Raw genomic sequence first — 24,524 nt, 5'->3', positions numbered from 1 at the left:
GGAGGGGGCGGGTCGGGGAGTGATCCCCGACCCGCCCCCTGTCGTCTCCGCCCCGCCGTCCCCGCCCGTCGCCCTCCGGCGGGCACCCGACGGCACCCGATGGGCACCCGGCGTGGCGCCTAGCCGCCCGGCAGCAGCTGCTCGGCCCAGATGACCTTGCCCTCGGCCGTGTAGCGGGTGCCCCAGCGCTCGGCGAACTGGGAGACGAGGAAGAGACCACGGCCCCCCTCGTCGGTGCTGGTGGCGTAGCGCAGATGCGGGGAGGTGCTGCTGCCGTCCGAGACCTCGCAGATCAGGGCGCGGTCGTGGAGGAGTCGCACCCGGATCGGACCGGAGGCGTGCCGGATGGCGTTGGTGATCAGCTCGCTGAGGATCAGCTCGGTGGTGAAGGCGACCTCGTCCAGCCCCCAGTCGGTGAGCCTCTCGGTGACCGCGGCCCGCATCCCGGCCACCGCGGACGGCTCGGTGGGCACCTCCCAGTCGGCGATCCGCGAGCGGTCCAGCACCCGGGTACGGGCGACGATCAGCGCGACGTCGTCGCTGGGCCGGCCGGGCAGCAGCTCGTCCAGGACGGTCTGGCAGGTCTCCTCCGGCGTCCGGCCGGCTCGGTTCGCCCGCCGTAGGGCGTCCCGCAGCAGGTCCAGGCCCTCGTCGATGTCCCGGTCGCGCTTCTCCACCAGGCCGTCGGTGTAGAGCACGATGCTGCTGCCCTCCGGCACGGTGAACTCCGCCGTCTCGAACGGCAGCCCGCCGAGGCCCAGCGGCGGGGCCACGGGCAGGTCGACGAACTCGACCGTGCCGTCGGGGTGCACCAGGGCGGGCGGCGGATGGCCGGCCCGGGCCATGGCGCAGCGCTGCGAGACCGGGTCGTAGACCGCGTACAGGCAGGTGGCACCGGTGATCGCCTTGTGGCCGCCGGCCACCACCTCCTCCTCGCGGTCGATGGCCGCGATCAGCTCGTCGAGGTGGGCCAGCAGCTCGTCGGGGGCGAGGTCGAGGGTGGAGAAGTTGTGCACGGCGGTCCGCAGCCGGCCCATGGTGGCGGCGGCGTGCAGCCCGTGGCCGACGACGTCGCCGACGATCAGCGCCACCCGGGCGCCGGGCAGCGGGATGACGTCGAACCAGTCGCCGCCCACCCCCGACTGCGCGGGCAGATAGCGGTAGGCGACGTCGAGCGCGCTCTGCTCGGGCAGCACCCGGGGCAGCAGGCTGCGCTGGAGCGTGACCGCCATGGTGTGCTCGCGGGTGTAGCGACGGGCGTTGTCGATGCTGACCGCCGCCCGCGCGACCAGCTCCTCGGCGATCGACAGGTCCTCCGCCTCGAAGGGCTCCGGCTTCTCCGAACGCCAGAACGTGGCCATGCCGAGGATCACCCCACGGGCGCGCAGCGGCACGGTGACCATGGTGTGGATGCCGAAGGCCACGATGTCGTGGGCCCGGTCGGGGTCCTGCGTCTGCCAGGCGGTGAAGTTCCGCAGGTCGGGCACGACGGCCGCCTCGGCCGTATAGAAGCCCCAGCCCTGCGGGGAGCTGGTGGAGAAGGTGATCAGCGCGCCCAGCGGGAAGAGCGGCGCGTCGTCGCGGATGCCGCTGACCGCCAGCCGCCGCAGGTCCATCGTCCGCTGGCCGGGCTCCTCGCCGGTGACGGCGGCGTCCAGCAGGTCGACGGAGGCGTAGTCGGCGAAGCGCGGCACCACGTACTCGGTGAGCTCCTCGGCCGTACGGACCACGTCCAGGGTGGTGCCGATCCGCACGCTCGCCTCGTACAGCAGCGTCAGCCGCTTGCGGGCGGCGTCGACCTTGCCGGCGAGCGCGTGCAGCTCGGTGGTGTCGCGGAGCGTGGCGACGCTGCCGGGCGGGCCGCCGTTGCGGTCGGTCGGCCGGTTGCTGAGCGACAGCAGCCGCTCCCCCGCCGGGTGCATCTCGTCGGTGGCGGCGCGCCCCGACATCAGCAGCGCGGCGGCGCGGGGCTCCAGGCCCAGCTCGTCCACGGGCCGCCCCTCGGCGTTCGGCGGCAGCTCCAGCAGCCGTCGCGCCTCGTCGTTGGCCAGCAGCAGCCGCCCGTCCCCGCCGACGATCAGCACCCCCTCGCGCACGGCGTGCAACACCGCGTCGTGGTGCTCGTACATCCGGGTCATCTCGGCCGGCCCCAGCCCATGCGTCTGCCGCCGCAGCCGTCCACTGACCAGCGCCGCGCCGGCGGTGGCCAACAGCAGCGCGGCGACCGCCGCCGCGACCAGCAGCGGCAGCTGCCGCTCCACGGCCCCGCTGACCTTGTCGATGGTGATCCCGGCCGCCACGAGTCCGACGACCTCGCCCCGGGCGTCCACGACCGGCACCACGGCCCGTACGGACGGCCCCAGGGTGCCGGTGAAGGTCTCGACGACCGTCTTGCCGCGCAGCGCCGGCCCGATGTGGCCGATGAAGCGCTTGCCGATGAGATCCGGGTTGGGGTGGGTGTAGCGGATCCCCTCGGTCGACATGACCACGACGAAGTCGACCCCGGACTCCTTCTGGACCTGCTCGGCGCGGGGCTGGAGGACCGCGCTGGGATCGGGCGAGCGCAGCGCGGCGACCATGCCGGGGGAGTTGGCGAAGGACTCGGCGACGGCGATGGAGCGGTTGCGGGCCTCGCGCGTGCTGTCGTGCCGCGCCTGGAGCAGCAGCGCCGTCGACGCCGCGACGACGATCAGCAGCACCACCGCGACCTGGAGCACGAACACCTGGCCGGCGACCGTGCGCATACCTGTGAGCGAGCGCAGGCGCCGACTGCGTGGACGCCGCCAGCCGGCCAGCGACCGGACGGAGGGCACCCCAGATCGGCCGAAGAGTCCGGCCATATCGTCATTTCTAGCACCCTGAGCGGAAGCGGGGCGAGCGGTCCGCGCCAGTCGGGGGTCACCCGTCCGCCACGAGGCGGAGTCGCCACGGCGCACGCGGCGCGGGGACGGGGGTGGGGGTGCGGGTGGGGACGGGGCGGCCGCCTCGCTCCGACGGCCAGCGGCGGGCTCGGACCGACGGCCGGCGGCTGCGGGCTCAGGCGGGCAGCTGGTAGCTGCTGGCTCGGACGGGCGGCCGGCGGCGGGCTCGGGCGCGGAACCGGACGCGGGCTCGGGCGCGGGGCCAGACATGGGGCCGGACGCCGGGCCGGTCATGGGGCCGGACCTGCCACCAGGCACGCCACCGGGCATGCCATCGGGCTCGCGGTCGGACACGCCGCCAGGCGTGGCGCCGGACACGCGATCAGGCAGACGGCCAGGCAGGCGATCGGGCATGCGATCGGGCATACGATCCGGCATGCGATCCGGCATGCGATCGGGCATCGGACTACCCCGCACCCCACCCCCACCCCCACGCCCACGCCCCGTTCCGGTCGAGCGCCCGCTTACCCTCACCCCGCGACGCGAACATGGCAGTTGTCCCCCGTTCCATGCCTGTGAACAGTGCCCTCCCGGGCCGTGCCGATGGATCTGGTGCGCCGATCCTTGCCGTGAACCGGCCCGCACCACAACACCGTTGACCATCTCGACAGCTTCATGTCTGACTTCTCGACAGGTACGAGACGATTAACCCTTTTGCACGAAACATCGTCGCCTCGACCGGGATAGTCTCGGACGGACTGTGCGCCACACTCCAAAGGCTGCACCTCGGAAGCCGTACGTCGGCCCGGGGCGGCGAGCCGGGTGGGGCGGGGGCGACGGGGCGTCGCTCCCGAGGCACAACCCCCCTGCCGGGGTGGGGAATCCCCCTAGGGGATGTCACAGCTAGGCCGCAATGCCCGTCCTGTTCCCACAGGTCGGCATGGCGCCCTCGCCGACCAGGTACGTTCGATTCGTGGCTGGATTCAGGATCGGACGTGGACGGGACCCGCAGCGGGACCCCCGCTCCGCGCAACAGGGACCGCACGGCCGGCAGGGGCCGTACCCGGGGCAGCAACCACCGCGGCAGCCGTACGGGCAGCAGCCCCGGCACGGCGGGCAGCAGCAGTGGCAGCAGCCCTCGCAGCAGGGTGAGCCGGAGTACTTCGACGGCCAGCAGGGTTACGGGGGCGGCGGCTACGGCAACGGCGGCCCGTCGGGCTACGGCAACGGCGGGGGTGGCGGCTACGGCGGCGGCCCGTCGTACGGGGCTCCGGGCGGCGACCTGGGTCACACGCAGCAGTTCAGCGTGGGCGAGGCGCCGGACTACGACCCGTACGGCGAGGGCGACGACTACCACGACAACGGCTATCGCACGGGCCAGCCCCCCGCCCCGCCGGTAGGCCCCCGCCTTCCGTGGAAGGCGCTGCTGAGCGGCATCGTGCTGCGCCCCGCGGACACCTTCTGGCAGATGCGGGACCACGCGATGTGGGTCCCCGCCCTCATCGTGACGTTCAGCTACGGACTGCTCGCCGTCTTCGGCTTCGACAAGGCACGTGAGGACGTGCTGAACGCGCCGATGTCCCAGAGCGTCCCGTGGATACTCAGCACCGGCGTCGCCGTGGTGATCAGTGGACTGATCCTGGGCGCCGTGACCCACACGCTCGCCCGCCAGCTGGGCGGCGACGGCACCTGGGCGCCGACGATCGGCCTGTCGATGCTGATCATGTCGATCACGGACGCGCCGCGGCTGGTGTTCGCGATGTTCCTGGGCGGCGACAGCACGTTCGTGCAGGTGCTGGGCTGGGCGACCTGGCTGATGGCGGGGGCCCTGTTCACCTCGATGGTGAGCAAGTCGCACGATCTGCCGTGGCCGAAGGCGCTGGGCGCCTCGGCGATCCAGTTGATAGCGCTGCTGAGCCTGATCAAGCTGGGGATGCTGTAGCGGACGGTGCCCGGCGGCCGCGGCCGCGGGGCACCGAGAGGACGGAGAGACATGAGGGCCTCGGGGTGGGAAAACCCCGAGGCCCTCGTCCGTGTGGTGCGGCCGCGTGGTGCGACCGTGTGCTCCGGCCGTGTGGTGCGGCGAACGCCGGCGACGTCAGGCGTCGAGCACCTGGCCCTCGCGGCGGACGACGGGCGGCTCGACACTCCACGGGAAGTTGATCCAGTCGTCGGTGCGCTTCCAGACGTACTCGCACTTCACGAGGGACTGCGGCTTCTCGTAGATGACGGCGCTGCGGACCTCGGCGACCGTACCGACGCAGAAGTCGTGGACGAGCTTGAGCGTCTTCCCGGTGTCGGCCACGTCGTCGGCGATCAGGACCTTCTTGTCGGAGAAGTCGATCGCGTTCGGGACGGGGGCGAGCATGACCGGCATTTCCAGCGTGGTGCCGACCCCGGTGTAGAACTCGACATTCACCAGGTGAATGTTCTTGCAGTCGAGCGCATAGGCGAGACCGCCGGCGACGAAGACCCCGCCACGGGCGATGGAGAGCACGATGTCGGGCTCGTAGCCGTCATCGGCGATCGTCTGCGCCAGCTCGCGAATGGCGAGACCGAAGCGCTCGTAGGTGAGGTTCTCCCGGGGCGTACTCATGGGGAATTCAGACACTCTCTATAGGCTCTTGCGGCTCAGACCTGGGTCCGATGGAAATTCATGTAGGAACGAGACGGCGTCGGCCCGCGCTGCCCCTGGTAACGGGAGCCGTACCGCGAGGAGCCGTAGGGGTGCTCGGCCGGCGAGGTGAGCCGGAACATGCACAGCTGCCCGATCTTCATGCCGGGCCACAGCTTGATCGGCAGCGTGGCGACGTTGCTGAGCTCCAGGGTCACATGCCCGGAGAAACCGGGGTCGATGAACCCGGCCGTGGAGTGCGTCAGCAGCCCCAGCCGCCCGAGCGAGGACTTCCCCTCCAGCCGGGAGGCGATGTCGTCGGGAAGCGAAATGACCTCGTACGTCGAGGCCAGCACGAATTCGCCGGGGTGCAGGATGAACGCCTCGTCCCCCTCCGGCTCCACCAGCCGCGTCAGGTCGGCCTGCTCGACGGCGGGGTCGATATGCGGATAACGGTGGTTCTCGAACACCCGGAAAAAGCGGTCCAGGCGCACGTCGATACTGGACGGCTGCACCATGCCGGGGTCGTAAGGATCGATCCGCACCCGTCCGGCGTCGATCTCGGTTCGGATGTCCTTGTCTGAGAGAAGCACGGGACGAGGATACGCAAACAACCCGCACGGCGCGGGCCCGCCCCAACCGGACCACCCCGCGCCGTGCTCCCCTCACGTACCGCTACCGCTTGTCCGGCACCACCGGCACCGCGTGCCGAAGCCGCGCGCACCGCGGGCAGCGCAACAGCCGCCCGGGGCCGAGCCGCGTGGCCGTGAGATTCCGCATCGGGAACGAAGAGGTGCTGAACATGTGCCCTTCGGCACAACGGACGATGGTGCGCTCCATCGAGTCCCTTCCCCAAGACGTGAACGACAAAAGCCACATTAGGGGATGAACCACCCGCCACTCCAAGCGGCACTCCGCCGCCCGCGAGACACCCCACCGTACGCCCCAACTCCCCCCGCCCACAGTCGCGTCCCGACCCTCCACGCAACAGAAAGACCCCGAGACAAGTGCGCCCGGGGTCAGGAATGAGGTACAGTGTGCGACGAATGAAGCGCTGAGCGAATCAGCGTCTTACGCGGGTGTAGTTTAATGGTAGAACATGAGCTTCCCAAGCTCAGAGCGCGAGTTCGATTCTCGTCACCCGCTCCATAGCGAAGGCCCAGGTCGGAGACCTGGGCCTTGCTTGTTGTCTAAACCTCTCGGGGGTCGGCGTGCCCTCCGCGTGCTCCATATCGGGCAAGCGCCTTGCCCGGAGAGGCATTTAGCGGGCCATTCACGCCCGCCGGGGGGCACTCATCCTCGGCCTCCCGCTGCCGCTCGTCGCCGGCACGCTGACGCGCCGGGCGGCTTGGTCAGCGGGTGCACAGGCGTGGAAGGTGCGGCGGATAGCGTGGGGGGAACGCGTCGAGAGGTGCGGGTGTGGTGGGAAAGGTCTGGTCGGCATCGAAGGGGCCCTGTGCCCGCCCGGCGATGCCCCGGAGGTGCCTCTTCATGTGTGCTGCTCCGCGTGAGCGTTCGGTCTTCCTCGGGCTGCTGCCCTGGCCGGAGCGCGTGCAGGTGGCCCGAGCCCTGCGGACGGAGACGGTCGGCGGGCTGGTGCTGCTGGGCGCCGCCGCGGTGGCGCTGGTGTGGGCGAACACCCCGTGGAGCGGAAGTTACGAGGCACTGCGCGATCTCCACTTCGGCGTACCCGCGCTCGGGCTGGACCTGTCGGTGGAGCACTGGAGTGCCGACGGGCTGCTGACCGTCTTCTTCCTGGTCGCCGGGATCGAGCTCAAGCGCGAACTGGTGGCCGGCGGGCTGAGCACCCCGGCCACGGCGGTCCTGCCGGTGGTCGCCGCGGTGTGCGGCATGGTGGTGCCCGCGGCGATCTACCTGGCCACGGTCACGGTCGGCGGCGGGCGTGCCGGAGGTTGGGCGGTGCCGATGGCCACCGACATCGCCTTCGCGCTGGCGGTGCTGGCCGTGCTCAGCACCCACATGCCCACCGCTCTGCGGGCCTTCCTGCTGACCCTTGCGGTCGTCGACGACCTGGGCGCGATCCTGGTCGTGGCGGTGTTCTTCTCCAGCGGTCTGAAGCCGGCCGCCCTCGGGGGAGCCTTCGTCGGGCTGGTGGTGTTCTACGTGTTGCAGCGGTTCCGGGTGCGCGGCTGGGGGTGGTACGTGCCGCTGGGCGTGGCCATCTGGGCGCTGACGTACAACGCCGGGGTGCACGCCACCGTGTCCGGGGTGGCAATGGGCCTGATCCTGCGCTGCGCCCGCGACGAGGAGACGGGGGAGGACGCCTCGCCCGGGGAGCGCACCGAGTACCTGCTGCGACCGGTATCCGCCGGTGTCGCCGTGCCGCTGTTCGCCCTCTTCGCCGCCGGGGTGAGCATCTCGGCACCCGTGCTGGGCGAGGTGCTCACCCGCCCGGAGGCGCTCGGCGTGGTGCTGGGCCTGGTCATCGGCAAGACCGTGGGGATCTTCGCCGGAACCTACCTCGCCGCCCGGTTCACCCGAGCCCGGCTCAACCCTGACCTGGCCTGGGCCGATGTCTTCGCACTCGCGGTGCTGGCCGGTATCGGTTTCACGGTCGCCCTGCTGATCGGCGAGGTGGCCTTCCCCAATCCAGCCGATGCCGGGCGCGTCAAGGCCGCCGTCCTTGTCGGCTCGCTGCTCGCCGCGGGAATGGCAGCGCTGCTGGTCAAACGCCGTAACCGCATCTACCGCAGACTGTGGGAGGCGGAGAACCGTGACGAGGACGCCGACGGCGTCCCCGACATCTACAAGCGCGGCACGGACGGACCCGCGCCCAGCGCCGCGGGTGAGAACTGAGCGCCGGGCGACCGTCGGCGCGAGAGCCATGTGCGAGCGCTCGTTACCGGCCGAAGGGGGGACACCGCGGGCGGAGCGTCAGGTCGAATCACGGTGTTGCTCTGTCTGTCCTGGTTCCGCGGGACCCAGGTGTGCGGGATGGGTGCCGGTGTCGATGAGGATTTGCTCGGCTGACGTGATGTTGTCGGCTCGTACGGCCTGGGCCATCGCGGCGCGTGCCGCGTCCGGCGTCGCCTGCGGAGGGACGACCAGCAGGGAGAAGAGATCCTTGTCGCCCCGGGTGATGAGGACGGTGCCGTCACCGACCGGGAAGGAGTCGAGGCGGACGACCCGGTCGTCGATGATCAGTCGCGTCGGCAACTCCTCCCAGGCACTCGCGTCCAGTCCGACGCGGGTGATCGGGCCGAGATGCCGGCTCAACGCGGTGATCAGGTTGGGTAGTTCAGCGGCGATGTCACGGGATCGCGGCCACCACGCGCCATCGAGGATTCCCTCGCGCAGCCGTGTCGTCTCCAGTCGCAGCAGCGCTGTCCCGGGCTTCACTGCCTCGTGGATCCCATCCGGCAGGAGCCTGGGGGGACGCGGGGTGTCGGAGTCGGTCATGGTGAGCCCCCTCGACGGGGATCGGCATCTTCACTGGATAGCCCGTGGCAAAACCGCCGTGGTCTCCGCAGCGAAGGGTTCCAGGGCTTCACGGTACTCCGCGTGCCGGCCCGCAGGCTTGTCCGCGAATCCAGGTACGGCTCGCGCCTGAGAAAGCGCTGGTCACGGGGGCATGAGGGTCGCGGGCCGGAGTAGTGTGAAGACACCGGGAGTACTTCGCACACCGGCTCCCGTACCGGTGCCGTTCCCGGCGAGCAACAACACCGGGCAGTCGAAGACGGGCCCGGAGGCGGGTTCGCGCCATGACCATGACCACTGAACGAACGATGACGGATGAGCGCGTCTCCTCGCCACCGGCCCGCTTGGCTCTGACGCCCGCGGGCGCGCCTCCAGGGCTTCTGGACGGCGCTTGGTGGCCCCGGTCCCGCGACCTCTTCCGCGAGTTGCCCGCTCTGACAGACAGGCTGGAAAGGTGCTGGGGCCGGATCACCCGCGTCACGGTGAACCTGACCCACTGGCCGGTGATCCCCCCTAAGGTGCCCGTCGCCGGGCACACGGTGCACGTGGGCTGGTTCACGGACGAGCAGGACCCGCACAAGCTGATTGCGCTCTCCTACAGCGCCGGACGCTGGGACCTGCTGGTGATCCCGCCGGAAACCAGCGCGGCCTCCGCCGCCCGGCTGATGTCCGCCGCAACCACCCCGGGGAGCCTCCTCACCGCCAGCATGCTGATGGACGACGAGGACGCGATCCGCGAGGCGGGGGAGGACCGCGGCCGGGAATCGGAGTGGGACACCGAGGGCGGGGCCGCGCCCCCGCCGCTCAGGCACCCGATCAGACCCCCGACCCCCGCCCCAGAGGGGTGAGGACAGTGGAGACCGTCATCACCACCGCGGTGATCCTCGCCATGATCGCCCTGTGGGTTCTGCTGATCCACCTGCTCAACGCCCAGCACGACCAAAGGATCGCGGCCTTCCGCTACAGCGACGTCCTGCCGGTGCGCGGCGGCCGGAGACGGAAGCTCCGACGGCCGGTCGACGGGGCCGCCGGACACCACGGGGACCGCGAATGACACCGACTCTTCTCCGACCGGGGGCGGTGGGTGCGACGCCAAGGCGGCGCGCCCACCGGCACGTCACCTCATGTCACCCGAGGAACGAGGACACCATGAAACCAGCGGAACCCGTGCCCTCGGCCGGACACGCCGAGGTTCGTATCGTCGCCGCGTCCCCGGAGACGGCACGCCAGGTCGCGGAGGTTCTCCGGCGCTGCTTCGCCTCCACCGAACAACGCAGCTACCCCGAAGGCCACGACGGCGGAACCCGTCTCCACCTCACCGTGGACACCACCCACGCCGCCGAGCCCGCCCGCTCCTGGCTCCTGGCCAGCAAGTCATCGGACGACGACCGAACGCAGTCAGACGAGGTCTGAGGCACCGGCCGCAAACCCGCGCGGCGGCGTGCCAGACGGCCGGGCAGGGCGCCCGCCCCGGCTCCACTTCCCGCGCGCAGACACCAAGCATGAGAGGGCGGCAGCGATGGCAACACTGCGCGAACGCAAGACGTACCGTGCGCAGGTCCTTCAGGCTCTGTACGAGGCCACCGAAGGCAACCGCCTACTGGGCGTCGCCGGGTCCCGACTGCGCGATGACCTCGGTATCCACGAGGAGGACCTGGCCGCGGCCTGCACGTATCTGGTGGGCGAGGGCCTGATCGCGGTCGACTGGGCAACCGGCAATACACCCGCGATGGTCACTCTGACACACCAGGGAATCCGGCTTATGGAGGCCGAGGAGGAGGAGCGCGGCTGACGTGGCACGGGCTCTTGCCGATCAAGGGCAGAAATGCCCCGAAAGAGCATTCTGCCGGATAAGCAACACAGGCATAACATGGTCAGTGGACCGGTGCACTCTCACGTGCAACCGGCCCGGAAGGGCGGCCCCGGTGTGTATATGCCGGGGCCGTTGCGCACCGTCGGCGGACGGCAGGGAACCAGCGGGTCCTGGCGGGTGTGGCGGCCGAGCAGCACCGAAGCCCAGCACGAGGCTGCCCAGTGACCCATTCTTTGGAGACCACCGGCTCGGGACGTGCAGGCGAAACCAGGCCGGTGAGCTGAAAGGGCACGGCGATGGCGGAGGGTGATCGGCAGCCTGGCAGGGACACGGTGGACCGGTCGGAAGGGTTCGGTGAACGGCTGCTGGGGGTGCTGCTGGACCGGGCACACGAGATGCCGCCTCAGCTCGTCGCTCCGCTGATCGCGGAAGAGGTGGCCAGGGTCGGTGGCCGGGACATCTCGATCCTCCTGCAGGACTACGCACAGCTGCTGCTGGTGCCGCTGCCGGGCAGACGGCTGACCGTAGGCGAGCCCGAGCCGATCGCTGATTCCCCCGCCGGCACTGCCTTCCTGGAGGCGACCACTGTCGAAGTACCGCAGGCCGACGGTGTCCGCATGTATCTACCGTTGTTGGACGGCAGTGACCAGGTGGGTGTGCTGGCCCTCACTCTGGATACCGTCGATGACGACGACCGGCGCTTGCTGCGCAGGCTCGCCGGTTTGATCGCCGACATGCTGGTCACCAAGCACAGCTATACCGACCAGTTCTTCCTCGCCCGGCGCCGAGAACCCATGAGTGTGGCTGCGGAAATCCAGTGGTCCTTGCTCCCGCCGCTGGCGATGTCCGTGCCGCAGGTCTCAGTGGCCGGGATCCTGGAGCCCGCCTACAGCGTCGCCGGGGACAGCTTCGACTACGCACTCAACGACGACATCCTTCACATGGCCGTGGTTGATGCCATGGGCCACGGCCTCGACGCCGCCACGATGGCCACGGTCGCCATCGGCGCCTACCGGCACTCCAGGCGTGCCCGCATCGATCTGTCCGAGATCTACGCGTTCATGGATCGGGCCATCGCCGAGCAGTTCGGCCCCGAACACTTCGTGACCGCGCAGATGATGCGCCTGAACGTCGCAACGGGTCACCTGCAGTGGGTCAACGCGGGTCACCCCCCACCGATGCTGATCCGCAACCGCCGGGTCCTCCGGCGGCTGGAGGGCCCGACCACCTTGCCGGTCGGCTTCGGAGGTGAGGAACCCCGGGTCAGCGAGCAGACACTCCATCGTGGCGATCGGGTCCTGTGCTTCACCGACGGCCTCATCGAGGAGCACGAAGCCGGCCAAGAACAGTTCGGCGAGGAACAGCTCATCCACTGGGTCAACCGCATCGAGCAGAAAGAAAGGGGGGTGCGGGCAGTGGTGCGCTCGCTCTCCCACACGCTGAAGGAGGAACGGGGCGGGAGTACCAGTGACGACGCGACCCTCTTCCTGATCGAGTGGCACGAGGGCGCCGCCGACCACCTCGCCATCCTGGAGTGAGCCGACAGCCGGCCCATTGTTGACGGAGCCCAGGCGGGCAGGCTCGCGGCTCCCGATTCCAATGCCGGAGTGGCTCACTCACCCTGTCGAAGAAGACCGCGTCATCGTCTCCCCCGCCGGCCAACGCAGAAAGCCACCGGCGTGCTCCGGACGACAGGGGTGCCGCGGTTGCGTGAGCAATCCCGGCGCCGTGACGACTTCTGATCGCGGGCTCAGCGCCCACATCTTCACACGCTGCCGCGCTTCCCGGGCCGCCCATCGGCGGCGTGCCCCAACCGTGCCCTCCAGCACGGTAAACACTGGTCAACAAGGGCGTCAAGAAGCCCACCAGAATGGTCGCCGTACCGCCGTTCTCGCAGGTCAGGTGGCTTTCCTACACAGCAGGAGCCGTTGATTCCCAAGCTTAGAGCGCGAGTTCGATTCTCGTCACCCGCTCCATAGCGAAGGCCCAGGTCAGCGACCTGGGCCTTGTTGCTTCTGCAGACCTCTGCGGGCTCGCACTCCACTTGCGCACCACTTGGCAACGAAATCGACCCGCAGGCGCCCCACCCGCCCAGCGGGCTCGCTTGCTTGTTCGACTCCATCCCGCAACTTGAGACGCCCTCACTGTGATCCGTGCTCCTCAACCCGGGGGCTCTCTCGTCGACATCCGAGACACGACGAAGCATCTCCCCGCTGTGCAATGCTCCCAACTCCCTTGTCAGCCAAGGCGTTCGGGTACCCCGATGGCCGTACAGATCTCGCCGTCGGGCGAGGGGATGCCCACTCGCCTGACGACAGGGGCAGCGGCACGTCTCCCGTCGACAGAGGCCACGGGGCTGCGGGCGGAAGTGCACGACAGAAAAGGCCACGCCCACGGAGACCAATATCTGTTCCCGTGGAATGAGAAAATAGGTGCGGGGCTCGGCGAGCATTCTTCGACCGTCGACCGGAACAGAATTATCGCCGTGCAGAGCCGGTCTCACCGTGCTACTGTCGATGTCAGTTGCAGGTGTGGTTGCCAGAAGATTCATTTCCACGGGTGATCATCACGGCGACACGGAATTCGCACAGAGTGAATTCCTGACACCGTCTATCCCAAGGAGAAATGACATGGCTACTGGCACCGTGAAGTGGTTCAACGCGGAAAAGGGCTTCGGCTTCATCGAGCAGGACGGCGGCGGCCCCGACGTCTTCGCCCACTACTCGAACATCGCCACCCAGGGCTTCCGCGAGCTGCTGGAAGGCCAGAAGGTGTCGTTCGACATCGCGCAGGGCCAGAAGGGCCCGACGGCAGAGAACATCGTTCCCGCCTGACACCGGCGCTGACGCTTACTTCGTAGATGGGGCCCGCACCTCTGGGGTGCGGGCCCCATCTCGCTGCTTTTCAGGGCGCGCGACGGAAAGGCTCCCCGCATCTCCGACCGGTGACACATTCCCCGTCGGTCCGACTCAGCCCGCTTCTCATTTGGCCCGTCTCGAGATTCTCTGCGCCGCTCATCTGCTGCGGGAATTCCTTGCTACGTGCCTCGTCAAGGAAGGTTCCGCATGAAGCGTGCCCGCACAATTCACACGGATGACCGCTTCGGAGGAGGCGCCGGCACCCACCGCTCCGGTGGTCCGCGCCGTTCAAAGGGCTACGGAAATCGACAGGCCGGACGGGCCGTACGGGGCGAGTTCGCGCCGCCGAAGACGATCACGCCCGCGCTGCCCGCCGTCGGGTCGTTCGCCGATCTCGCCATGCCTGCGCGGCTGTTGGCCACGCTCGGCCGCGAAGGCGTGACCGCGCCGTTCCCGATCCAGGCGGCGACCCTGCCGAACTCCCTGGCCGGTCGTGACGTACTCGGCCGTGGCCGCACCGGCTCGGGCAAGACCCTCGCTTTCGGCCTCGCCGTACTGGCCCGTACAGCGGGGCGGCGTGCCGAGCCACGGCAGCCGCTCGCCCTCGTCCTCGTCCCCACCCGCGAGCTCGCCCAGCAGGTCGCCGACGCGCTCACTCCGTACGCCCGCTCCGTGGGCCTGCGGCTGGCCACCGTCGTCGGTGGGATGTCCATCGGCAGGCAGGCCGGTGCGCTGCGCGCCGGGGCCGAGGTGGTCGTCGCGACGCCCGGGCGGCTCAAGGACCTCATCGACCGGGGCGACTGCCGACTGGACGATGTCGGCAGTACGGTGCTCGACGAGGCCGACCAAATGGCCGACATGGGCTTCATGCCCCAGGTCACCGCCCTGCTCGACCAGGTGCGTCCCGACGGGCAGCGGATGCTCTTCTCGGCCACTCTGGACCGCAACGTCGACCTGCTGGTCCGCCGCTACCTGACGGACCCGGTGGTCCACTCCGTCGACCCGTCGGCGGGCGCGGTCACCACGATGGAGCACCACGTACTCCACGTGCACGACGCGGACAAGCATCGGACGACCACCGAGATCGCGGCGCGAGACGGTCGAGTGATCATGTTCCTCGATACCAAGCACGCGGTGGACCGGCTGACCAAGCACCTGCTGAGCAACGGTGTCCGCGCCGCAGCCCTGCACGGTGGCAAGTCCCAGCCGCAGCGCACGCGGACCCTGGCCCAGTTCAAGAGCGGGCATGTGACGGTACTGGTGGCGACCAACGTCGCGGCGCGCGGGATCCACGTCGACAACCTCGACCTGGTCGTCAATGTAGATCCGCCCAGTGACCACAAGGACTACCTGCACCGCGGCGGCCGTACGGCCCGCGCCGGCGAGTACGGCAGCGTCGTCACCCTGGTGACCCCTGACCAGCGGCGCGGTATGAGCCGACTGATGGCTTCGGCAGGCATCACCCCCCGAGTCGCCCAGGTGCGTTCGGGCGAGGCGGAGCTGAGCCGCATCACAGGCGCCCAGGCTCCTTCCGGTGTCCCGGTCGTCATCACCGCGCCGGACGTGAAACGTCCCCGCGGCACGTCTTCTCCATCTCAGGCCCGGGGTCGCCGGGGCCACGCCGGCCAGGGCCGGCCCGTCGGCGAAGCAGCGCACCGCGGGGCACAGCGGCGGACCGGCTTCGGCTCGGCTGCGTAGAGCCGCTGTGATCACGAGCCCACCCCCTCACGCACCAGGAGGCACGTATGACGCCGACTCAGACGCAGCACCAGGTAGTGGCTCCCTCCCCCAACGCCGTGGTCGACGACAGGGACGCGTCCGGACCTCGGGTCTGTGACGACATGACGGTCGAGGTGGCTCTGTCCCTCATGGCCGGTGCCCGCGTCGATCACCTCGTCCTCTGCGACGGGGACGACCAGAGCACCGGCCTGATCACCCTGGCACGGCTCGCCGTTCTCCGCGACAGCCCCACCTACACGGACCGCGTCCGTCTACGGGACGTCCTCCCCGGACCGTCCACCTCGCCCGGTCAGTCCGTTCTCTTTCTCCTCTGTGAGGCGTCATGCGCTGTGTCATCGCCCGGTATCCGTTCGAGCTGACCAAGAGCGGGGTGCTGGCCTCGATGAAGGGCGTCAGGCCCGAGCTCGTCACGGGTGAGTCCGTGACCATCGGCCGCCGCCGCTACCCGGTCGAGCAAGTGGGCCAGGTCATCACCCGACAGGACCGCCGCGACTTCACCAGCGGTGAAGTCGTCCGGGCCATGACCCGCCTCGGCTTCACCTGCCACGACCGACTCGAGACCGCGCCGATGGGTGTCCCCACGTCGCCTCGAACCACATCGGCGCCTCTCGGGGACGCCGCTTCCCCAGAGGTGTGGTGACAGGCGGAAACCGCCACCAGAGACCCGGTGAGGGCCCTGCCGACGCGCGTCGGCAGGGCCCTCACCGCCGTTTCGCCGCCTCGCCGTCCGTGCGAAGGCTCCTGGCCGGGCGGGGGAAAGCAGCGTCTCGCTGCCCGCGGTGGCCGAGACGGAAGCAGTCCTTCGGGACCGCTGGCACACGCATCCGTTGCCGCCGCCCACGACGACTTGTTCCACCGTTATCGCAGGCCACAGGATACCTGTGGCCTGCCGGCGCCAAAATCTACTTTTGCCAGAGTAGACATTGAGCCCCGGCGCGGTTAACCTTTTTCTCGTTGACACGGTCAAGTGAGACCCGGCAGACACGAACTGGCGGGTAGCAGTACCTGAAGTTCGCAGGTCAGTGCGGCTCTGGAGCTCCGAAGCCAAGGTGTTCGCAGAACGGTGACGGGACTGAGAGCCGCACTGGGCAGCCCGCAGGTCGAGGGGCTGCCATCAGCATCACCGACGCAGTACCGCAGTACCCGTTCACCCAGTGGTTGGTTCAGAGGAAGGACGGAGGAGCAGACGCCATCAGGATCGCCCGGCCCGGGAAGCTCTCGGTCCGGGTACCGCAAGACCCCGGATTGGATGGTGGTCCCCGGTCACGCAGCCGCGATCCCCGCACCCCTCGCCTCACGGGCCGGGTAGCGGAAACAGAAGGTCGGCACAGCATTAGGGCCGACAGATGGTGTTGAATTTCCTTCGGGGCCCTGGTGCCGTACGGCGCCAGGGCCCCTCGACGCGTTTGCACAGCGAGGTGACATGGCAGCAGACACTCCACTCAGCGATCGTCTGGACGACGACGACTACCCGGCGTACACCATGGGCCGGGCCGCCGAAATGCTCGGCACGACCCCCGCCTTCCTCCGAGCCATCGGTGAGGCCCGTCTGATCACTCCGCTGCGCTCGGAAGGCGGACATCGCCGGTACTCCCGCTACCAACTGCGGATCGCAGCCCGCGCCCGCGAACTCGTCGACAGGGGAACCCCGATCGAGGCCGCTTGCCGCATCGTCATCCTCGAGGACCAGCTTGAGGAAGCTCAGCGCATCAACGCCGAGTACCGCCGTGCCGCGAAGGAAGCGTCCGACAGTTCCGGTCCCGGTTCGAGCTGATCGCGTGGGCGCGGACGGTCGGCTCGAGCCCCGGACGGACACGTGTGAAAGCGGGTGGCTACGGCCAGGACCCCTTGAGGCCAGGTGTGCCGGGATTGGTCCCGGGGTCGATGAGGATGTGCTCGACTGAGGTGATGTTGTCGGCTCGTACGGCCTGGGCCATCGCGGCGCGTGCGGCGTCCGGCGCCGCCTGCGGGGGGACGACCAGCAGGGAGAAATGATCCTGGTCGCCCCGGGTGATGAGGACGGTGTCGTCACCGACCGGGAAGGAGTCGAGGTGGACGACCCGATCGTCGATGACCAGTCGCGTCGGCAGTTCCTCCCAGGCACTCGCGTCCAGTCCGACGCGGGTGATCGGGCCGAGATGCCGGCTCAACGCGGTGATGAGACTGCGCCCCCACGATCAGAGGCTCTGCCCGCGCGCGGACTCCCCGTGCCACTTCCGTGCCACATCGGGCGGTAAGCGGCGGTCACAACAGGGCAGTGATCAGGCTTGCCACCATGCGCCCATAACCGAGTTTTCGCAGGTCAGGACGGCAGAGTTCGCCCGGTCGGGCCTCGGGATTCCCAAGCTCAGAGCGCGAGTTCGATTCTCGTCACCCGCTCCACAACGAAGGCCCAGGTCAGCGACCTGGGCCTTGTTGTTCGTCTGGACCTCGCCCCCACGAACTCTCCCGGCGGATTCGACGCCCGGTTGTGGAGGCTGTGGCAGGGGTGGCAGGAGTCGAACCTGCGACATCCGGTTTTGGAGACCGGCGCTCTGGCCTCTGAGCTACACCCCTTGGACGCCGCCCAGCCTGACACAGCCGAGCACGTGGTTCCACGGGTTTTCGTGGCGGACGCTGCCGCCGCCCCGCGCCGCCGGCGGGCCAGGTGGCCGCTGATCACAGTGGATCACCGTGGTGGACAGGGCACAGGGCACGTACGGGGAGGCCCGGACCGGCGTCTCGTTTCGCTTCCGAGCACGGATTCCCGATAACCGCTGGTGATCGCGGCGACACGATTCCCGCCCCATAGCACCCTGTTGTGGAGATCCACTAGCTTTCGACACCGCCGCCGCATCGGCATCCTGTCCCCAACACATCGGCAGGCAACAGAACGTCATGCCCGCATGGCAGAGAGCGGGCTCCCCCCACGGAGGCACACCTCTCCCCCACAGAGGCGTACCTCTCCCCACGGAGGCACACCATGAGATCCCCACTCGCGTCGTGGCGCCCGCGCGTCGCGGCGCCCGTCCTTGTCCTGTCCGCCGCCCTGGTCGCCTTGCTCGCCCTGGTCATCGCCCCCGCCGACACCGCCCAGGGGTCCAACGGAAGCACCTCGGACTGTGCGCTCCAGGGAACGACCGGCTACACCGACGAGGGCCAGCAAACCGGCTACAACAGGTTCCAGAAGCCGGAGGGCACCAAGCGCGTGGGCGTGATCTACGTGGACTTCCCCGACGCCGTCGGGACCACCACGCCCCTCGATCGCTACTACAACCAGATATCCGGCGCCGCCGACTGGATGTGGAAGGCGTCCAACGGCAAGGTCTGGCTGGACATGCGCGCCCCGTACGGCAACTGGGTGCGCATGCCGAAGAACTCCACCGGCTACAACTGGGCGCGCGGGTTCTCCTGGGACACGCACCGGGTCTATGTGAAGGACGCGCTCGCCGGCGCCGCCGACGCGGGCGTCAACCTCGCCGACTACGACATGTTCTACATCGTGCCGACCAGTACCGCGGCCGCGATCACGCACACCCCCACCTGGGTCCAGGACCCCGCCAACCCGACCTGGGTCTGGAACAAGGCGACGAACGCCTGGGTGGCGATCAAGTGGGCGGTGACCTTCGGACAGGACATGTGGCACTGGGGCTACAAGGTCGCCGACCACGAGACCGGACACACCTTCGGCCTGCCCGACCTCTACGCCTTCAACGGCGAACAGCACCGGTACGTCGGCGGCTGGGACCTCATGGGCAAGGTGAGCGGCCCGGCCCCGCAGTTCCTCGGCTGGCACGCGTGGAAGCTCGGATGGATCACCGACGGCCAGGTCTCCTGCCTGTCCACGTCGGGCACGTACGCCACCAAGCTGAACGGCGTGGAACACGGGGGCGACGGCTACAAGGTGGCGGTGATCAAGACCAGCGGCACCACGGCCTACGTCGCCGAGTCCCGCAAGGCCGCCGGCAACGACTCCAAAGCCTGCGCCACCGGCGTACTGATCTACAAGATCGACACCTCGGTCGCCAGCGGCGACGGACCGGTCCGCGTGGTGACCAACCCCAAAGCCGCCGCACCCGCCGGGAACTGCGCCACGCTCGACATGCAGACGTGGAAACCCGGCCAGACGTTCCAGGACGACACCGCCCGCATCCGGATCCACGTCAACAGCTCCGGCGCGTACGACGACACGGTCTGGACCTACAAATGGTGACCACATAGCGCGGAATGGCTCTGGGGCCGCCCGCCGGGAGTCGGCGGGCGGCCCCGGGAACGTCTCGCGCCTCCCTCCACGGCGGCGCCGTCGCGTACCTCTGCCCTCCGGTGCGAGTCCCTCAGCCGCGCTCCCCGCGTACGCCGTGCGTCATGCGCCCCGGCCGACCGCGGTCGGCACCCTCACCGGTAAACATGTGCGCATGCCACACACAGGAGCGTCCACAGTGAGACCAGGGGGCCGGGTTCGCGAGCCGGCACCGATGGCGCGCGAACCGTTGGACGAGGCGGCGGCCGTCGATCTGGCGAAGGTGTTCAAGGCGCTCGCGGACCCCGTGCGGCTGCGGCTGTTGTCGCTGATCGCCTCGCATGAGGGTGGCAAGGCCGGGGTGGGCGACCTCATCGACCGGTTCGACGTCACCCAGCCGACGATCTCGCACCACCTCAAGGTGCTGCGTGAGGCCGGGCTCGTGGCCTCCGAGCGGCGGGGCACCTGGGTGTACTACCGGGCGCTGCCCGCGGCGTTGGCGCGGCTCTCCTCACTTCTGGAGGCTCCGGCCGCGGCGGCTTCGGCGCAGGGGCCGGCCCCGGCCGGGGTGGCTCCGCGGGGTGCGGGGCGCACGGAGCCCCGGCCCGTGTAGTGGGCCGCGGGCTCAGTCGGCGACGGTGAGGACGATCTTCCCGGTGGTGCGGCCGGTCTCCCCGATCTCGTGTGCCCTGGCGGCCAGTTCGAGCGACAGGGTGGTGGCGATCTCGGCGCGGAGCGTTCCGGACTCGGCCAGGGCGGCGATCTCCCGCATGCCCGCCTGGTCCGCCTCGACGACCAGGAAGGTGGAGCGCAGCCCCAGCTCGCGGGCTTCGACGGCGAGTGCGGCCTCGGCCGGGGAGGCGAGGGAGACGACGAGACCACCGGGGCGCAGGGTGCGCAGGGAGCGAGGGCCGTAGTCGCCGCCGATGGTGTCGAGGACGACGTCGATGTCGCCGACGGCGGTGGCGAAGTCGGTCTCGGTGTAGTCCACGACCTCGTCGGCGCCGAGGCCGCGCAGGAAGTCGTGCTTGGCCGCACGGGCGGTGCCGATGACATACGCGCCGCGGGACTTGGCGATCTGGACGGCGAGGTGGCCCACGCCGCCGGCGGCGGCGTGGATGAGGACGCGCTGGCCGGGGCGGACGTCGGCGGTGTCGACGAGGGCCTGCCAGGCGGTGAGGGCGGCCAGCGGCAGGGCGGCCGCCTGGACATGGGTGAGGGACGCGGGCTTGCGCACCAGGTGGCGGGCGGGCGAGGTGACGTACTCGGCGTAGGTGCCGGCCGGGAGCGGGTGGCGGGGCATGCCGAACACCTCGTCGCCGGGCTGGAAGAGGGTGACCCCCGGGCCGACCGCCTCGACCACGCCGGAGACGTCCCAGCCGAGCCGGACCGGGGCGGCGTCGCCGGCCAGGCCGCCGGTGCCGCGGTGCCACGAGTCGGTCGGGTTGACGCCGGCGGCGTGCACCCGCACGAGCACCTCGGCCGGACCGGGCTCCGGACGCTCCACCTCGACCACCTTCAGCACCTCGGGCCCGCCGAACGTGTCCTGTCCGATCGCACGCATCGTCAACTCTCCTTCTCCGCTGTCCGGATGGCCGTTCTCCCTGGTGGGCGACCTCGTGCGGACAAGATTGCCAAGTCCGGCCACCCGCAACGATTGGCCAGATGGCCATAATCTGAAAGGATCTGGCCATGGCCGTCCATCGCGTCGTCGTCCTCGCGCTCGACGGGGTCTACCCCTTCGAACTGAGCATCCCGGTGCGGATCTTCGGCACCGCGTCCGGACCGGACGGCGAGCCGCTCTACGAGGTGCTCACCTGCAGCCTGGACGGCCGACCGGTACGCACCAGCGCCGACTTCGCGGTGGCGGTGGAGCACGGGAGCACGGTCGTCCCGACGGCGGACACGCTGGTGATCCCGCCCTTCACCTGCGGCCCGCAGGACGACCGGGTCTGGCTCCCCGAACCGGTCGCGGCGGCCCTGGCCGGGCTGCGGCCGGGCACCCGCACCGTCTCGATCTGCACCGCCTCGTACGTCCTGGCGGCGGCCGGTCTGCTCGACGGCCGCCCCGCGACCACGCACTGGAACGAGGCCGCGCACTTCCAACGGGCCTTCCCGAACGTCAAGGTCGACCCGGAGGTGCTGTTCGTGGACGACGGGGAGGTGCTCACGGCGGCGGGCGTCGCCGCCGGCGTGGACCTCTGTCTGCACCTCGTCCGCCGCGACCACGGCAGCGAGGTCGCCAACCGCGTCGCGCGGCTGTGTGTGGTGCCGCCCTGGCGGGAGGGCGGGCAGGCGCAGTTCATCGAGCGGCCGATGCCCGAACCCGCCGCGGCGACCACCTCGGCGACGCGCTCCTGGGCGCTCACCCAGCTCCACCGGCCCGTCTCGCTGGCCGAGATGGCCGGGCACGCCCGGATGAGCGTCCGCACGTTCTCCCGGCGGTTCCGGGACGAGGTGGGGGTGGCACCCGGCCAGTGGCTGACCCGACAGCGCGTCGAGCGCGCTCGCCGCCTGCTGGAGACCACCGACCTGCCCGTGGACCGGGTCGCCGCGGAGGCGGGCTTCGGCACCGGCGCCTCGCTCCGGCAGCACCTGACCGCGACGATCGGGGTGTCGCCCACGGCGTATCGACACACGTTCCGCACCGGAGCCTGAACCGGCGCCCCGCGCCTCGACGTCAGGAGGCCGGCCGCGGAGCGGGGGCGATGACCGGCGGGTTGAGCCGGGCGAACCCCTCCTGCCGCTCGTACGGGAAGTACGGGTACGGGGCCGGCTTGTGGCTGGCCGCGTCGAGCCTGGCCACCTGCTCGGGCGAGAGCGACCAGCCGACGGCGCCGATGTTCTGCCGCAGCTGGGCCTCGTTGCGGGCGCCGATGATGACGGAGGACACGGTGGGCCGCTGGAGCAGCCAGTTGATGGCGATCTGCGGGATCGTCCGGCCCGTCTCCTCCGCGATCTCGTCGAGGACGTCGACCACGCGGAACAGGTGCTCGTCCTCGACGGGCGGCCCGTAGTCGGCGGTCTGGTGCAGCCGGCTCTCCGCCGGCAGCGGGCGGCCGCGGCGCAGCTTGCCGGTGAGCCGCCCCCAGCCGAGCGGGCTCCAGACCATGGCGCCGACGCCCTGGTCGAGGCCGAGCGGCATGAGCTCCCACTCGTAGTCACGGCCGACGAGCGAGTAGTAGACCTGGTGCGCCACATAGCGCGGGTAGCCGTGCTTCTCGGCGGCGGCGAGGGACTTCATCAGCTGCCAGCCGGCGAAGTTGGAGACCCCGACGTAACGGATCTTCCCGGCCCGCACCAGCAGGTCGAGCGTGGACAGCACCTCCTCGACGGGGGTGCTCGCGTCGAAGGCGTGCAGCTGGAACAGGTCGATGTGGTCGGTGTCGAGCCGACGCAGCGCGTCCTCGGTGGCCCTGATCAGCCGGGACCGGGAGGAGCCGGCGTCGCCCGGCCCGTCCCCCATCGGCAGGCTGGTCTTGGTCGACAGCAGCACCTGGTCCCGTCGGCCCTTGATCGCCGCCCCGAGCACCTCCTCCGAGGCGCCCGCCGAGTAGACGTCCGCGGTGTCGAACATGGTGATGCCGGCCTCCAGGCAGATGTCGACCAGTCGACGTGCCTCCTCGGCATCCGTGGTGCCCCAGGCGCCGAAGAGCGGCCCCTGGCCGCCGAAGGTGCCGGCACCGAAGCTCAGAGCGGGAACCTTGAGTCCGGACGCGCCCAACTGCCGGTATTCCATGGTCGATCCCTCCAAGGAGAGTTAATGGGACTGGAGCCCCCTTAAGATGGCTTCACCGTAACAGAGATCAGCAACTAATGGAACTGGAGACCCGTTATGGCTCATGAGGGCGATGCGCACGGGCAAGGCGCCGGGGAAGGCCACGAGGGCGCGGAGGCCGCCGGCCCCGGCACCGTCCGCCCCGGCGGACGCACGGCACGGGTGCGGGCGGCGGTGCTCCAGGCGGCCGGGGACGCGCTCGCCGAACACGGCTTCGCCCAGTTGGACCTCGCCGACATCGCGCGCCGCGCGGAGGTGGGGAAGACCACCGTCTACCGCCGCTGGGGGACCGTGGCCGGCCTGGTCGCGGACCTGCTGGCGGACATGGCCGAGCAGTCGCTGCCGCGCACCGATACGGGGTCGCTGCTCGGCGACCTGAAGGCCAACGCCTCCCTCGTGCGGCGCACCCTCACCGACCCGCGCCAGGGCGCGCTGTTCAAGGCGGTCATCGCCGCGGCCACGACCGACGCGAGGACGGCAGAGGCCCTGCACCGCTTCTACGAGATCCGCGTCGCGGAGTGGGCGCCCTGCGTCCGAGCGGCCGTCGACCGGGGCGAGCTGCCCGAGGGCACCGACGCCCACGAGGTGATCCGCGCCGTCTCGGCCCCCCTCTACTACCGCCTGCTGGCCGGCGGCGGCCCCCTCGACGAGGCCGCGGCGGACCGCGCGGCGGAGGCGGCCGCGGCCGCGGCACGGGCGGGCGCCTACATCTGACGGGACACCGGCGACACCGCGCCCCGGCCGGTATACAGTGCGGAAACTCGTTGCGTCTTCACCTAATGGGGGATCTTCATGGGGCTGTTCGGAAACGCGCACACGGTCGACGTGGGGGCGGCGCAGCGGGACTTCGCGCGGCTGCTGGGCCACGGTGAGCAGGTGCACGCCGCCTTCCAACTGGTCCGCGACACCATCCTCTTCACCGACCGGCGGCTCATCCTCGTCGACAAGCAGGGGATCACCGGCAAGAAGGTGGAGTACCACTCCATCCCGTACCGGAGCATCACGCACTTCGCGGTGGAGACCGCCGGCACCTTCGACCTCGACGCGGAGCTGAAGATCTGGATCTCCGGCAGCCCCGTCCCGGTCGAGAAGACGTTCACCAAGGGCGTCGACATCTACGAGGTGCAGGCGATCCTGACGCAGTTCGTCGCCCGGTAGGACGCCGCCGCAGAAACGCCGGTCCGCGCGGCGCGGACCGGCGCT

22 protein-coding genes, 2 tRNA genes and 1 pseudogene are annotated in these 24,524 nt (G+C 70.1%); 17 read left to right on the top strand and 8 right to left on the bottom strand.

Going from position 1 to position 24,524, the window contains the following annotated elements; translation table 11 throughout:
• Positions 1-119 precede the first annotated feature (119 nt).
• Complete coding sequence (locus CD790_RS12710) at positions 120-2,840, bottom strand: SpoIIE family protein phosphatase/ATP-binding protein (RefSeq protein ID WP_144383269.1); 2,721 nt, start codon at positions 2,838-2,840, stop codon at positions 120-122.
• Between the two features lie 994 nt (positions 2,841-3,834).
• Here CD790_RS12710 and CD790_RS12705 point away from each other — a divergent pair.
• Positions 3,835-4,803 carry a Yip1 family protein gene (locus tag CD790_RS12705; protein WP_260867516.1) on the top strand — a complete coding sequence of 323 codons (969 nt, stop codon included), beginning with the start codon at positions 3,835-3,837 and terminating at the stop codon, positions 4,801-4,803.
• 156 nt (positions 4,804-4,959) lie between these two features.
• Here CD790_RS12705 and CD790_RS12700 read toward each other — a convergent pair whose 3' ends face one another.
• Together CD790_RS12700 and dcd are read right to left on the bottom strand one after the other, a co-directional pair.
• On the bottom strand, positions 4,960-5,457 hold the full coding sequence (locus tag CD790_RS12700; RefSeq protein WP_144383268.1) for a phosphoribosyltransferase: 498 nt from the start codon (positions 5,455-5,457) through the stop codon (positions 4,960-4,962).
• A gap of 35 nt (positions 5,458-5,492) precedes the next feature.
• On the bottom strand, positions 5,493-6,068 hold the full coding sequence (gene dcd / locus CD790_RS12695) for a dCTP deaminase (RefSeq protein WP_144383267.1): 576 nt from the start codon (positions 6,066-6,068) through the stop codon (positions 5,493-5,495).
• A gap of 482 nt (positions 6,069-6,550) precedes the next feature.
• Here dcd and CD790_RS12685 point away from each other — a divergent pair.
• Together CD790_RS12685 and nhaA are read left to right on the top strand one after the other, a co-directional pair.
• Positions 6,551-6,624 (top strand) — tRNA-Gly (locus tag CD790_RS12685).
• Positions 6,625-6,966: 342 nt separating this feature from the next.
• Entirely contained in the window at positions 6,967-8,292 is a 1,326-nt protein-coding gene (nhaA, locus tag CD790_RS12680) for a Na+/H+ antiporter NhaA (RefSeq protein WP_144383266.1), read from the top strand.
• Between the two features lie 78 nt (positions 8,293-8,370).
• Here the strand turns inward: nhaA and CD790_RS12675 are convergent, their stop codons facing one another.
• On the bottom strand, positions 8,371-8,895 hold the full coding sequence (locus CD790_RS12675; RefSeq protein ID WP_144383265.1) for a DUF5994 family protein: 525 nt from the start codon (positions 8,893-8,895) through the stop codon (positions 8,371-8,373).
• A 302-nt stretch (positions 8,896-9,197) separates the two neighbouring features.
• Here CD790_RS12675 and CD790_RS12670 point away from each other — a divergent pair, with 302 nt between their 5' ends.
• The 9 genes from CD790_RS12670 to CD790_RS12625 all read left to right on the top strand — a co-directional run bounded on the left by CD790_RS12670 (position 9,198) and on the right by CD790_RS12625 (position 17,098).
• Positions 9,198-9,761 carry a DUF5994 family protein gene (locus tag CD790_RS12670; protein ID WP_144383264.1) on the top strand — a complete coding sequence of 188 codons (564 nt, stop codon included), beginning with the start codon at positions 9,198-9,200 and terminating at the stop codon, positions 9,759-9,761.
• Between the two features lie 5 nt (positions 9,762-9,766).
• Positions 9,767-9,967, top strand: coding sequence for a hypothetical protein (locus CD790_RS12665; RefSeq protein WP_186318987.1), 201 nt, complete (start codon positions 9,767-9,769; stop codon positions 9,965-9,967).
• A 95-nt stretch (positions 9,968-10,062) separates the two neighbouring features.
• Entirely contained in the window at positions 10,063-10,326 is a 264-nt protein-coding gene (locus CD790_RS12660; RefSeq protein ID WP_144383263.1) for a hypothetical protein, read from the top strand.
• Positions 10,327-10,432: 106 nt separating this feature from the next.
• Positions 10,433-10,705 (top strand): hypothetical protein, encoded by a 273-nt coding sequence (locus CD790_RS12655; RefSeq protein WP_144383262.1) that lies wholly within the window; start codon positions 10,433-10,435, stop codon positions 10,703-10,705.
• A gap of 317 nt (positions 10,706-11,022) precedes the next feature.
• Positions 11,023-12,264 (top strand): PP2C family protein-serine/threonine phosphatase, encoded by a 1,242-nt coding sequence (locus tag CD790_RS12650; protein ID WP_144383261.1) that lies wholly within the window; start codon positions 11,023-11,025, stop codon positions 12,262-12,264.
• Positions 12,265-13,356: 1,092 nt separating this feature from the next.
• Entirely contained in the window at positions 13,357-13,560 is a 204-nt protein-coding gene (locus CD790_RS12645; RefSeq protein WP_030648194.1) for a cold-shock protein, read from the top strand.
• Between the two features lie 231 nt (positions 13,561-13,791).
• Positions 13,792-15,282, top strand: coding sequence for a DEAD/DEAH box helicase (locus CD790_RS12640; RefSeq protein ID WP_144383260.1), 1,491 nt, complete (start codon positions 13,792-13,794; stop codon positions 15,280-15,282).
• Positions 15,283-15,646: 364 nt separating this feature from the next.
• Positions 15,647-15,964 carry an SCO5918 family protein gene (locus CD790_RS12630; RefSeq protein ID WP_144383259.1) on the top strand — a complete coding sequence of 106 codons (318 nt, stop codon included), beginning with the start codon at positions 15,647-15,649 and terminating at the stop codon, positions 15,962-15,964.
• A gap of 783 nt (positions 15,965-16,747) precedes the next feature.
• Positions 16,748-17,098, top strand: coding sequence for a helix-turn-helix domain-containing protein (locus CD790_RS12625; protein WP_144383258.1), 351 nt, complete (start codon positions 16,748-16,750; stop codon positions 17,096-17,098).
• Positions 17,099-17,156: 58 nt separating this feature from the next.
• On the opposite strand, the pseudogene CD790_RS12620 reads toward CD790_RS12625, so the two are convergent.
• Both CD790_RS12620 and CD790_RS12615 read right to left on the bottom strand, forming a co-directional pair.
• Positions 17,157-17,489, bottom strand: a pseudogene (locus CD790_RS12620) (DUF5994 family protein); the annotation flags it as partial.
• 315 nt (positions 17,490-17,804) lie between these two features.
• A tRNA-Trp gene (locus CD790_RS12615) sits at positions 17,805-17,880 on the bottom strand.
• A gap of 406 nt (positions 17,881-18,286) precedes the next feature.
• Here CD790_RS12615 and CD790_RS12610 point away from each other — a divergent pair.
• Together CD790_RS12610 and CD790_RS12605 are read left to right on the top strand one after the other, a co-directional pair.
• Complete coding sequence (locus CD790_RS12610) at positions 18,287-19,516, top strand: M6 family metalloprotease domain-containing protein (RefSeq protein ID WP_144383256.1); 1,230 nt, start codon at positions 18,287-18,289, stop codon at positions 19,514-19,516.
• A gap of 262 nt (positions 19,517-19,778) precedes the next feature.
• Positions 19,779-20,156, top strand: coding sequence for a helix-turn-helix transcriptional regulator (locus CD790_RS12605; protein WP_144383255.1), 378 nt, complete (start codon positions 19,779-19,781; stop codon positions 20,154-20,156).
• A 12-nt stretch (positions 20,157-20,168) separates the two neighbouring features.
• Here CD790_RS12605 and CD790_RS12600 read toward each other — a convergent pair whose 3' ends face one another.
• Positions 20,169-21,107 carry an NADP-dependent oxidoreductase gene (locus tag CD790_RS12600; protein ID WP_144383254.1) on the bottom strand — a complete coding sequence of 313 codons (939 nt, stop codon included), beginning with the start codon at positions 21,105-21,107 and terminating at the stop codon, positions 20,169-20,171.
• 128 nt (positions 21,108-21,235) lie between these two features.
• Between CD790_RS12600 and CD790_RS12595 the strand changes: the two genes are divergently transcribed.
• The gene (locus tag CD790_RS12595; RefSeq protein WP_144383253.1) at positions 21,236-22,201 is read left to right on the top strand and encodes a GlxA family transcriptional regulator; all 966 of its coding nucleotides are present in this window, start codon (positions 21,236-21,238) and stop codon (positions 22,199-22,201) included.
• Positions 22,202-22,223: 22 nt separating this feature from the next.
• On the opposite strand, the gene CD790_RS12590 is transcribed toward CD790_RS12595, so the two are convergent.
• Entirely contained in the window at positions 22,224-23,282 is a 1,059-nt protein-coding gene (locus CD790_RS12590; protein ID WP_144383252.1) for an aldo/keto reductase, read from the bottom strand.
• Positions 23,283-23,378: 96 nt separating this feature from the next.
• Between CD790_RS12590 and CD790_RS12585 the strand changes: the two genes are divergently transcribed.
• The gene (locus CD790_RS12585) at positions 23,379-24,035 is read left to right on the top strand and encodes a TetR/AcrR family transcriptional regulator (protein WP_144383251.1); all 657 of its coding nucleotides are present in this window, start codon (positions 23,379-23,381) and stop codon (positions 24,033-24,035) included.
• Between the two features lie 78 nt (positions 24,036-24,113).
• On the top strand, positions 24,114-24,479 hold the full coding sequence (locus tag CD790_RS12580) for a PH domain-containing protein (RefSeq protein WP_144383250.1): 366 nt from the start codon (positions 24,114-24,116) through the stop codon (positions 24,477-24,479).
• The last annotated feature ends 45 nt before the right edge of the window (positions 24,480-24,524 follow it).

The organism is Streptomyces sp. SAJ15 (assembly GCF_007595705.1).
Lineage (GTDB): Bacteria > Actinomycetota > Actinomycetes > Streptomycetales > Streptomycetaceae > Streptomyces.
The sequence above is the reverse complement of the archived record's forward strand: the minus strand, read 5'-3'. Positions and strand labels throughout refer to the sequence as shown.